The 11381-nt window shown below is 25.2% G+C and carries 18 protein-coding genes; all 18 read right to left on the bottom strand.

Annotated elements, in window-relative coordinates:
• Positions 1-392: 392 nt before the first annotated feature.
• Positions 393-560 carry a hypothetical protein gene (locus I6E15_RS09320; RefSeq protein ID WP_235247513.1) on the bottom strand — a complete coding sequence of 56 codons (168 nt, stop codon included), beginning with the start codon at positions 558-560 and terminating at the stop codon, positions 393-395.
• Positions 561-631: 71 nt separating this feature from the next.
• Positions 632-1393 carry a hypothetical protein gene (locus tag I6E15_RS09315; RefSeq protein WP_235247512.1) on the bottom strand — a complete coding sequence of 254 codons (762 nt, stop codon included), beginning with the start codon at positions 1391-1393 and terminating at the stop codon, positions 632-634.
• A gap of 92 nt (positions 1394-1485) precedes the next feature.
• On the bottom strand, positions 1486-2661 hold the full coding sequence (locus I6E15_RS09310) for a hypothetical protein (RefSeq protein WP_235247511.1): 1176 nt from the start codon (positions 2659-2661) through the stop codon (positions 1486-1488).
• A gap of 476 nt (positions 2662-3137) precedes the next feature.
• Entirely contained in the window at positions 3138-3497 is a 360-nt protein-coding gene (locus I6E15_RS09305; protein ID WP_235247510.1) for a hypothetical protein, read from the bottom strand.
• Positions 3485-3673 carry a hypothetical protein gene (locus tag I6E15_RS09300; protein WP_235247509.1) on the bottom strand — a complete coding sequence of 63 codons (189 nt, stop codon included), beginning with the start codon at positions 3671-3673 and terminating at the stop codon, positions 3485-3487. Before I6E15_RS09300 ends, I6E15_RS09305 begins: the two co-directional genes overlap by 13 nt.
• Before the next feature lie 9 nt (positions 3674-3682).
• A complete protein-coding gene (locus I6E15_RS09295) occupies positions 3683-4306 on the bottom strand; it encodes a YkvA family protein (protein WP_235247508.1) in 624 nt (207 codons plus the stop codon).
• A 14-nt stretch (positions 4307-4320) separates the two neighbouring features.
• Positions 4321-4548 (bottom strand): hypothetical protein, encoded by a 228-nt coding sequence (locus tag I6E15_RS09290; protein ID WP_235247507.1) that lies wholly within the window; start codon positions 4546-4548, stop codon positions 4321-4323.
• A gap of 16 nt (positions 4549-4564) precedes the next feature.
• Positions 4565-4912 (bottom strand): hypothetical protein, encoded by a 348-nt coding sequence (locus I6E15_RS09285; protein ID WP_235247506.1) that lies wholly within the window; start codon positions 4910-4912, stop codon positions 4565-4567.
• Complete coding sequence (locus I6E15_RS09280) at positions 4906-5682, bottom strand: hypothetical protein (RefSeq protein ID WP_235247505.1); 777 nt, start codon at positions 5680-5682, stop codon at positions 4906-4908. Before I6E15_RS09280 ends, I6E15_RS09285 begins: the two co-directional genes overlap by 7 nt.
• A 12-nt stretch (positions 5683-5694) precedes the next feature.
• Positions 5695-7185, bottom strand: coding sequence for a dynamin family protein (locus I6E15_RS09275; protein ID WP_235247504.1), 1491 nt, complete (start codon positions 7183-7185; stop codon positions 5695-5697).
• Positions 7186-7258: 73 nt separating this feature from the next.
• Complete coding sequence (locus I6E15_RS09270) at positions 7259-7600, bottom strand: type II toxin-antitoxin system death-on-curing family toxin (RefSeq protein WP_235247503.1); 342 nt, start codon at positions 7598-7600, stop codon at positions 7259-7261.
• A gap of 102 nt (positions 7601-7702) precedes the next feature.
• Complete coding sequence (locus tag I6E15_RS09265) at positions 7703-8218, bottom strand: hypothetical protein (RefSeq protein ID WP_235247502.1); 516 nt, start codon at positions 8216-8218, stop codon at positions 7703-7705.
• 232 nt (positions 8219-8450) lie between these two features.
• Entirely contained in the window at positions 8451-8579 is a 129-nt protein-coding gene (locus I6E15_RS10240) for a hypothetical protein (protein ID WP_268827964.1), read from the bottom strand.
• A gap of 9 nt (positions 8580-8588) precedes the next feature.
• On the bottom strand, positions 8589-8858 hold the full coding sequence (locus I6E15_RS09260) for a DUF3848 domain-containing protein (RefSeq protein ID WP_235247501.1): 270 nt from the start codon (positions 8856-8858) through the stop codon (positions 8589-8591).
• Positions 8859-8867: 9 nt separating this feature from the next.
• Positions 8868-9503 carry a Rad52/Rad22 family DNA repair protein gene (locus I6E15_RS09255; RefSeq protein WP_235247500.1) on the bottom strand — a complete coding sequence of 212 codons (636 nt, stop codon included), beginning with the start codon at positions 9501-9503 and terminating at the stop codon, positions 8868-8870.
• 12 nt (positions 9504-9515) lie between these two features.
• Positions 9516-9809, bottom strand: a complete 294-nt coding sequence (locus I6E15_RS09250) for a DUF960 family protein (RefSeq protein WP_235247499.1) — start codon at positions 9807-9809, stop codon at positions 9516-9518.
• A 164-nt stretch (positions 9810-9973) separates the two neighbouring features.
• Entirely contained in the window at positions 9974-10813 is an 840-nt protein-coding gene (locus I6E15_RS09245; RefSeq protein ID WP_235247514.1) for an ArdC-like ssDNA-binding domain-containing protein, read from the bottom strand.
• Positions 10814-10906: 93 nt separating this feature from the next.
• Complete coding sequence (locus tag I6E15_RS09240) at positions 10907-11296, bottom strand: siphovirus Gp157 family protein (protein ID WP_235247498.1); 390 nt, start codon at positions 11294-11296, stop codon at positions 10907-10909.
• Positions 11297-11381 lie beyond the last annotated feature (85 nt).

Here is an 11381-nt window from a genome sequence, read left to right as displayed (position 1 = left end):
TTGTGATGCATTTTTTTAAATTAACAAATTTATTTAATTTTTTTATTTTTGACTTGACATTTAATAGTTAGTCTTTAATTTATTATTTTATAATCTATCTTTTCAGTAGGTATCAATTTATTCGCTTACATTCCATTCTCGCTCATATTGATACCTACTGCTTATTTTACTGTGATTTATAACAAAAATAGGGTATTTTACCCTATTTTTAGCTGTTTTTATTGTATTTTCTATGAAAAACACCATATTTTAAATTTGAATTTATTTGAGTAAAAATGTATATACCCTTAGGTCTTTAAGGGTATAATCCTCTTATACAAAAATAAATTTCTATCATATACATGTATTTTGTTGTATAAAAAAAGAGAGGTTTTATCCTCTCTGTAGACTTATCATATCTTTTTTATAATTATTTCTTTTGTTTTGTCATTATAATTTATCTCTACTGTTCTATTATTTTCTGTTATACCAAGACTTTTTATTATATCTTGATTAATACTGATACCATATTGCTCTGCAATGCCTTTTTTAGCTTTCCTGTAAGATAATCTCTTTTTCATAATTTACCCCCTATGTATATGTATACACAGGATTGTTAAATATAATTATAAAAGAAAATATTATATAATTTTTATATTGCTTTTATTATCTTTACAATGCTTTCAGCGTTCTTAGAATATTCAATTTTAATATAATAACCGTTTACTGCTTTTTCAAAATATTCAGATATTCTTGCTATTCTTAAAATTTTATTTTGAGTTTCTTCATCAATTATTTTAGAATTTTCAAATATTTTCAAAAACTCTATTTGAAACATAGACATATCGGAATATTTTTTCTTTATATCACAAACAAAGCCAGAATTTTCAATAGATGTTTTTTTATCAAAAACTTTTCTCACTTTTCTTAATATTGCTACCAATATTATAAAAGAAATTATAAGTCTTGTTTTTAATTTTAAATTTTTTTCTTCAAGATTTTCATCAATAAACAGCATGAAAGGACTTGTCAAAAATCCAGAAATAACTTTTGAAGTATAATTTCTTAAAGCATATCCTAAATACATAAAACTTATTCTGTTTAACGAAATATCTTCATGCAGAAACATTCTGTTTTTTAATTCATTTGCCACTATTTCAGGTTCAAATACCATTTTTTCTATTTCTCCATAGGAAAGAGCTATTATTGAGAATACTTTTTTAAATATCCGTTCTTCTAATTCCTCCAAATGATAATTTTGAAAATTTTCAACGGACAGTTTTTCTGCTGTATCTTCAACTATTTTTTTATAGGTTATTCTTCCTGTATTTTTATTATAAAATTCTGATTCAATGATTACTCTTTCCCAAAATTCTTTAAAACTGTCATTTATTGATTTTTTTCTATAATACATAAGAGAATTAAAAAGTATTCTAAGCTCATCATTACCTGATTTTTCTAAAAATTGTAAATCAAAATCATTCTTATAAGCTATGATATTTCATTCTAATTTATTATTTCAGCAAGATAGAAATAACTATACTTTTGAGGAAGACTCCAAAAATCATATTCTTCTTCTTCAAGCTCTATTTTTATATAGTATTTTATATTTTTACCTATTATAAAATTTTCTATACCACAAAGAACTGGATTGGTAACAATTTCAATAAGTTTTAAAATATCATTTTCTAATTCTTCATCTAGTTGAATGACTTCATTAATTATTTTGAAAAAATCATTTTGCAATTTTTCTCGTAAAGTTCCAATATCATCATAAATTTTTTTAGTATTTATTAATGTTTTTAATTTTATTTCTTCATGATTATTTTTAGTAAAATCCAAAATTTTTAATTTTTCAATCAAATCTTTTAAATCTTGGAATGGATTATAACTTGAATCAGCCTCTAGTCTTTTTATATACCTATTATCTCGTTTTAATACATCAAATGTTGGTAACCTTAATTTATTTTTTACAAACAATTCTTTCTCTATCTTTTCTTTTGTGGAATAAATATTTTTTGTGGAATATAAATAATAAGTTTTTTTAGTCTCATAAATTATATATTCTAGTGCTCTTATTATATTGTTAACAGCTCGAACAATTTTATTTTCATATTTCTCTTCATAAAAAGTTATTATTTTTTCATCTTTAGAAATTAAATTATGTAAATTATAGATAAGAAATAAAGTCCCCCACTCTATAATTAATTTTTCCAAAGGAAAACGTTTATACTCATTTCTTTTTATCCATCCTTTTCTTTCTTTTTTCTTTTTTGGGGGAATATAGAAAATAGGTTTATTATTTTCTAATTTTATTTCCATAATATTTTTTAATTCTAATATATTAAATTCAAAAGTTTTTGGGTCTATTACTATTTCATCGAATAATGTATAAAAATTTTCCAATACTTCTAAAGGACCACCATATGTATAATATTCACAATAAAACTTTTCAGGAAATTCATATACTAAACCTAAACTATACCATAAATCCATATGATCATATAAATATTTAGCTGCTTTCTCTGCTGAATCATTTACTTTTTTTAATAAAAACAAAAATCTTTCTTCTTCTTGTTTAGTCAAGTCATCTAATAATTCTATATTTTTTCTTTTTTCTAAAATTAGTTTTAAATTATCTTTTTTCTCAAGTTGACTTTGCATTTTTTCGATAAATAACATCTTGACCTCCATATTTTTTATTTTTCAAAAATTTCAGCAATATATATGTAACTTGTTTTATTCTTGTTGTACTCTACTTTTATATAATATTCATCTACGATTTTTTCTAAACATAAATTTTTTTCAAAAGAATTTTTATTAATTTCTTTAATAAACTTTTTATTTTATCTTTTTTGTTTTCTTCAAAATTTTTTATTTTATTATTTAAAATTTCTTTTGGTTCAGAAAGCTCCCCATTAATTTCTATATCAATAACAGTATTTAACCTTAATATTCTTTCTATGGAATCATTTTTTATACTTTTTAATTTTTTTATTAATTCATCTATTTTTTTATTTTTTTAACATTTATATATATTTATTATTATCATTTAGCACCTTAAAGTTTGGTAATTTTTTTGCATTATAATAATTCACTGTATTTTCTAAATTTTTTTCTATAAATGACATAATATTCCCTTTCTTTAATCTTTCTCATCAAAATTTATATTTTGACTCAAGAGCTGTTACATCAGTAAAATTTATTTTTGCTGATGAGAAAATTGTTATTCCTAAAGAAAGATTGCCTTTTTCATCATTGACAGCTAATAAAATTTCTTTTTTATTTGGAACTCTTACTATTCTTATTGCTTCATGATTATTTATAATCAAATTATTTATTTCATCAAATTTAAAGGCATTCTTGAATAATTCTTTATTAACTTTTTCAACTTCTTTTGCAAAATATAAGATATTCAGTCCCTCGCCTTGAACTTTCATTGTACCAAGTTTCCAATTATCCTTTTCTTTCCAGCCTGTTATTGAAATCTTCGTACATTTAACTATTACTTCTTGCATTCTTCCAACTCCATTACAGCAGTATAAACCATAGTTGCTCTTACAGGATCATATTGAGTATCAAAGAAAGTAAGTTTATACCCTCTCTTTTTTATATCATCTATCCAATACTGCATAGCTGAATCTGAAGTATAAGATTTTACTAAACAGCTTGAATTATAAATATTATCTGCCATATGATTTACCTACACTTTCAAAATATTTTCTATTTCTTCGTATTCTACTTCAAACCATTCATTTAATTTTAAATAAACCTTACATTTTACTTCTTCGTCTACATAATCCATACTTTTCTTTATTGCAATGAGCATAGCTCCTATATCATCTGTATAACCAAGTCCTGCAATAAAATCCGGAATTAAATCAATAGGCAGTATAAAATATCCCAATGCTCCTATTATTATTCCTTTATCTGCCACAGGAACATTATCTTTTTGAAGTACATAATATAATGTAAGAGCATAACAGATTACTTTTAGTCCTGCATTTTTTGCAATCTTTTTCACTTTGTCCCAAAATGATGAGTTTGAATAATGTTTTTGGTATTTATCTGTTTTAAGATCTTCATACTGGCTGTTATAATTTTCTTCCTCATAGAAATACTTTTCTTTATTTTCAAGGTAATCTTCCAATACCTCGTATGCCTCATTTACTTCTTTTGATTTTTCTTCTGCTAAATATGCCAAAGGGTTATTTTGGTATAAATCAGGGTGGTACTTTTTAGCTAATTCCCTATATGAATTTCTTATTTCTTCTAATGTTGCAGTTTTTTCTACTTTTAAAACTCTATATGCCTTTTCCAATTCCATATTATCACCTTATTTTATAATTTAATATAAGTTGTCCCATCATTTCTTACAGAATATATTTGAGCCACTCTTTTATTTATTAATTTACTTTTTAAAGAATTTCTGAAATTTGCAAAATTACTTTCATTTATACAAGAAGAAACAGAAATTAAATCTTCTAATCTAAATTTTATTCCTCTAGAATATCTCATTTCTATTTCATTGACTGCTTTTTCAACCTGACTGTTTACATCTCTAATCATAGAAATACCTCACAAATTATTTTTTATAATTCAGAATTGTTTCAATTTCTTTTTTATAAGTTTTTAATAAATCTTTTAACAGTAATTGATTTATTATCCCATAGATATTTTCATTATCTCTTTTTTGTTTTTCCAACAGAAAAGAACATTTTTGCAATATTGCTTCTTGGTTTTTTTCATTTTTAGAAATTTCAGAACTTATTTTTTTAATCTCTTCATACATAATTTTTTGAATTTCTAAAGATTGAGAATGTAACTTTTCCATTTTATTCAAAATATTTTTTTGATTTTCCAAAGTTTCATCTAATTTTTCATTCATTTTATCTCCATCATACTTTGAAAAAAACAGTAATTTTCTTAACATCTTTCCTCCAATAAAACCTCGTCCAAAAGATTTAGTTTATTTATTAAAGTTTTATAATTTTCTTCCAAGTTTAAACGATATTCTCTGTCTTCTTGTGTACTTTTTAAAATTTGCTCTGTTGCATTTCTTGCAGCAATGGAATCATTTTTTATATTCTCCATATATTCTTCCAGTTTTACAGAAATAAAACTTTGTTGTTCCTTTATAAATTTAGAAAGCTCTTCAAGTAATATATTATTTGCTTCTGTTATTGTATTTGCTGCCAATTCTCTAAGTTTATCTTGCTTTTCTTGTCCTTTATCTAATTTTAATATATCTAATAAATTATTATTATTTAAAGAAAAAACATTAGCAATTTGCTTTGAATATATTTTATCTAATTCTTTTCTGATATGTTCTAAATTCATTTTAAAAGCTTTAAAAATATAGTCATCTATTATTTTTTTACCCGAAACTTCATTTATTTCTACTAATTTTTGGCTTAATAGTAAACATTGGTCTTCAATTATTCCCTTAGCCAATTCATCATATTCCTCAGCTTCTTTGCTATAGCTTTCTATACATTTTTCCAATAATTCATTTATTTTTTTAGTTTCATTAATTTCAGCTGTTTCAGGGTCATAACTTGGAGTTTCAGACAAGCCAAAAATATTTTCTTTTACCCAATTTGCTACCCCTAATACTACTTCCAATCCTCCTGCTTTTAAAAACTTTTCTGCTCCTTTAAGAAAACTTTTAGTTCCTTTAGCAAGTGTAGACCAAAATCCCATATTATTTCCTCCCTAGTCTATATTAATTTCCTTTATTTTTTCCTCTAACTCTTTAAAACTTTTTTCTAATTTAGAAAAATCTAAATTAAAACTTTCAGTAGTTTCTCTTATTTTTTCTTCTAAAGTATCATTTATTTTTTCAATTTCTCTTACTCTTTCTCTTTCAGCTTCAATTTTCTTAGTAAGTTCCTCTGATGTCATTTCAAGTTCTTTCTTTTTATCTTCTAAAATTCCTTTATGTTTTTTACCGAAAAGGTTAATTTCAGATTTTAAAATTTTATATTTTTCAACAAAATCTTTAACCAAAGAATCATTGAAGTCTTTTAATAATTCAACCTGAATAATATCCCTTAAATGTTCTATTCTTGAATAATTTATTATTCTTTCTTTTAATTCGCAGACCATTTCTTTTGTATATAAGCCATCTTCTACTAATTTTCTACTTTTTCTTGCTTCTTCACGATTCATTAATTTTAATTCATTTAAATCCCAAATATCGTCTTCTGTTAATTCTGTTTTTATAGTAATTGCCTTTGAATAAGCATAAGAACTTATACCTAACAAATGAGTTTTGGCTTTTAACATAGTTTCAAAATATTCTTCTCTTCTAAGAATTTTTAACCACTCTTCTCTTTGAGTAAGCCAATTTTCAAAAGAATTCATTGTATCTATCTGTGTTCCTAAAATATAAATTTTATCTTTTTTATATTTTGCTTTTGAAAATACTCTTGCAATGGTAAGCATTTCTTCATTTCTTAATGTTTTTGCATTTACACATATTAATATAGCATTTGCTGAATCAATATAATCTCTTGTAATTTTAGATCTGTAATCTATAATATCATTTAATCCCGGTGTATCAACCAAGCATATCTGTTCAGGAAGTTTTAAATCATTTAACCCTATTTCAAGTTCTTTTACGAAGTAATGTTCTTTCTTTTGAGAAGAAGTCCATTTTACTATTTCTTCTTTCATTTCATCAATAGAAGAAAATTCTTGGTAAATCTCTTTTTTTCCAAGCAGATAATCTTTTACTTCCTCTGCTTTTAAATGACTATATTCTTCCAAAAATATATCAGCTTTTTTCTCTTGGGCATTTTCCCAAATTTCGTTCCATTCATCTACTGTATAGAATTTAACTTTTAAAAAGTTATTTTTTGAATATTTGAATTTTGTTAAAGTTGCTGTTTCTGGTGTTACATTTGTACTTGCTAAGTCATGACCAATAAGAGCATTTATCAAAGTAGATTTTCCTGCTTTAATTGCTCCTACAATGGCTATTTGATAGCTTGGATTTACAGTATTTTCTATATAATTATCAATATTTTTATTGATTGATTTGAAAAAATCTTTTAACGGATTAAAATACTCATCTTTTCCCAAATCGTTTAATAGAATTTTTGATAAACCTATATTTTCGGAATAATTATTAACTATATCATTCCAATGAATTTTTACTAATTTTTCTTGATTTTCTGCTATAAATTTTTCAAGTGCAGTCATTTTTACCCCCTACATTATGTATTTATATTAAAAAATAAATATCCCATTTTCACAGAATATTTATTTTATAAAACTACAAAACTTCATTTCCTTTTGCTATTCCTAAACCAAGTGAAACGATTTCTTCATTTGTAATATTTAATTTTTTTCCATTCAAATCAAAGAATACAAGCATAGCAAGTATTCCTATCCTTTTATTGCCATCTAAAAATGGGTGGTTTCTTATAAGGGAATTACAAAGCTGTTTTCCTTTTTCTTCTACTGTTTTATATAAGTCTTCTCCTCCAAAACTTGCAAATGGAGAGCTTACAGCCATTTCAAGAAGCCCAATATCTCTTATTCCTCTTATACCACCTGTTTTATCAATTATTTTTTCGTGTAAAAGTATAATATCATCAGCAGTTAATTTAATCATATTAACTCAGCTCCTTGAATGCCTCATAATATTTTTCAAGATAATATTCAGCTAATTCTTCCAATTTTTCTTTATTTTCAAGTTCTTTTATTTCTTCCATATTTAATCCACCTTTAAAACTTCAATATATCTAACTTCAAAAAGAAATTCTTTACCGTCTTTTTTAGCTTTTAAAATTGTATACAAATCTGTATTTCTCTCAAAAGCTACAGGATAAATATCCAATAACTTTTTTTCATAATAAATTTTTAATTTATGTTTATTTTTTATTGCATTTTCCAGTACCTGAAATAATTCTGTATTCAAAATTTTTTCTCTGAGAAACGGATGAAAATTTACATAAGTAGAAAAAATTCTTCTGAAAAATTCACTCTCTATTTTTTCTTTGCTTAAAGCAAACATATTATCAAACAGCTCAGTATTTTTTTCATTCAGATTAAAGTTTAAAATAGAAGTATTATCTACTACTTTTTTATGCAGACTTTGTGTATTTTCAAACCCTAATCTCTGAATTATAATGTTGCAGATTTTATCTTTTGAAAAGTCATAATACCTCATATCGTTCTCTAAAATTTCTCTTACAAAATTAGGAACTGAAACTCTGACACGTTTTCTCATTGTATTCTCCCGTTAAATGTAATTACTATTATTATAACTCTTTATTTAAAGTTCAAAAATACGAACATTTTTATAATTAACTCTTATATAAATTCTTTTATTTTCAATATATTTATTTATAAAAAATCTATTTTTTTGTAGTAATTATTACTACTTTTTTTATTTTTTATATATTAAAATTCCAAATTTTAAAAAAGAACTTCCGAAATAAAACATCGAAGTTCTTTTTTAGTTATTTTATTCTTCTTTTCCAATGATTACATTTTCTCTTATTTAAATCAAAAAGTTCTGTTCCTTGTAGTAAATAATAATAGCAAAATTCGTTTTCTGCATCATAATAAGTACATTTTTTACATTTCATAAATTATCCCTACAACCATTCTTCGTAATTATCAAAAAGTTCTTCAACATCTGTATAACTGGCAATGCTTGTGTAGTCTTTGCTCAGGAAAAAGTCATATAAATCTGATAAAGACATTTTAGATTTTATTTTTCTTCCTGTATCGTTTAGAAAGCTCCAAATTTCATGGTAAAAATTAATTTTGTAAGCCATATCAAATATTTTTTCTTTAGGGAGTAAAAGAACTTCCTTTCGGAAGTCCTCATACTCTTTATTTATTTTTTTCAATTCTCTTTCCATATCTTCTCCTTAACTGGCAAGTAATTTTTCACATTCTTTTATAATATCTGTGTCCTTTGACTTATCTCTTAAGTATTTTATATATCCTCTGTCGTTATGAAAAATATCTATAAGGCTCTGACCTTTATATTTTCCAAATGTGATTATAATTTCATTTGCTTTTGGTTCTTCTGGCTTAGTCTTAGTTTCTATTTTGGCTGTATCTTGTTTTTCTTCATTTAATTGAAGTTTTGGTGTCTCAGCAAAGATATATCCGTTACCCTGTTTTTTAATAGGATACCAGCTGTTTCTTGCATTATATAAATATCTTCCAATCCCGAAACCACTTGAGGCAACCCTTTTAAAAGCATTAGATATACCACCTTTGATGCTTTCGTAGCTAGTGACTCCTGATCCGTCCTCTTTTTCTATCCATTCGTTATTTATTCTTATTGAAAGTGTGCAAAGGAAACCATCTTTTATCTCACGATAAGACACTTTCCAATTTTCCATACCTAAAACCTCGTCAAGCCTTGATTGAATAGCTCTTGCAGAAACATAGGCTAATGCAAGTCCCATTGTTTTATCTGTATTTGTAGCCCCTATTTTAAATTCTAAGTCCCTTTCATCAAATTTAGCTTTCAATTTTTCAAAAATATTTTCCATTGCCGTTCCTCCTTAATATTCTTCCGGAAACATTATCTTCCATGTCTCATTAAAATTTATATCTTCATTTCTGACTGCCCAAATTTTTGTATTTTTAAAATTACCTTGTAAAATATATTCTTCTGATTGTTCAGGGACTTCCTGCCTATGTAACAGCTTATTATTTTTTACTTCAAAAATTTGCAGGTAATCAATATCTTCTTTTGGCAGTTTTGAAATTTTTTCTTCCAAAAGTATTGAAACAGTTATTAACAATCTCAAATCTAAGTTTTCTCCAATTCCTTTTGTTATATGTAAATTTTCCATTTTTTCCTCCGTATCTTCTTAAAAATGATCTCATAAAATCGCTTTTAAGCCCTTTCTTTTATGTTCTTTGATATTTTTTATTCAAAAGCAAATATGAACAGCTGTAAATACCTTTAAAATGTGTATATCAATTACTTCTCTTTAATATATTATATTAACTTACTTTATAAAGAATTGATTATTCCTTGAATTCCTTGCTTCTCCTCTGTTCCATATATTAATTGCTCCATTATTTCCAAAACTTTTTCAAAAGATTTTTCAAGGTCTATACCTCGTCTGTATGAGGAAAGATATTTATATGTTCCTGATGTGTCTAGGTCAAAGTGAGTTCCAAATATTAATGCTCCAAGTTCAGCTTCTATTTCTGCTCTGCTTTTTGATATTTTTTCCTTATTATCAAAATGGCAGTTATAATGGATAAATTCATGTACCATTACAGCTGCCATATCAATACGATTATTTGATTTTTTAATATAAATAGTTTTTCCATTTGTCTGACCTGAAACTTCATCATCATAGAAAGTCTTTTTAAGCTCTATTGGTGCATACTGCTCAATACATTTTTTAACTGCACGGTATAATTTCATAGGTGTATATATAAAATCTTCTGATGATTTCATTTCTACATCTATACTTGGAATTTCAACTGCATTTTCTGTTTCTTCAACTTGAGACCTGTCAAATACAGATACAGGTTTATAACCATAAATCTCGTCTTTTTCTTTGCCGTCTTTTATGATATTTCTAATAAGAGGAACAAGTATAGAAATTGCCCTGCTGCCTTTTTTCACTCTATATCCAAGTTCATTCCATTTCTTAAGACCTGCAACAAGAGTTGCATTTGGATTCTGTTTATATATAAGAATAGTATTTCTTATGCTATAATCATAGAAATTATTTTTTCTAAATAAAATAAATTTTTTAAGTTCAACTGAATTATTAACAAACTGCTCGATTTTTTCATCAATTTCATTTTTCAATTTTATCATTTTTCCGTCTACCATTTTCAATCACTTCTCCTTTTGATATTATTTTTCCATTGAAATTACTTTCATATCCATAAATTAAATTTTTTAGTTCATCAAATAATTTTATTTTCATCTTATTTGTAAAGAATAACCACAAGTTATTCTCGCTCCTGCCACTTCGCCATGTTCTTTTATATATGCTTTAATCTTATCTTTATCGGGTTCTTTTTCCTCTTTTATTCTGATAAGTTCTTTAGGCAGTGCGGATAAATCATAAACTTCAACTTTATCAGGTGTTTTCCTAATCCCGTAAGAGCCTAAAGCCGTTTCTATTTTTTTCTGCTCAAGAATCTGCATAGTTGAAATCAAATAACTTTTAATCCGTTCTATTTTGTTAGTTCTTATTTTTATTAGTTTTTGCAACCTATCCACTTCTTCTTTAGCCGATTTATTCAACGTTTGGAGATTTTGAATATATTGTATGATAGAATCGCTCTTGTTTTTAAGTTCCTCTTTCAAAAATAATGATCTGTACCCTGTCAAGTACTCAATTTAATTATCAACATTTTTTTCTTTAAATTTCCTATATTCTATTGGACTTCTA

Origin of the sequence: Fusobacterium perfoetens, from assembly GCF_021531475.1 — a bacterium.
Lineage (GTDB): Bacteria > Fusobacteriota > Fusobacteriia > Fusobacteriales > Fusobacteriaceae > Fusobacterium_B.
This window is presented reverse-complemented; position numbering and strand designations above follow the sequence as displayed.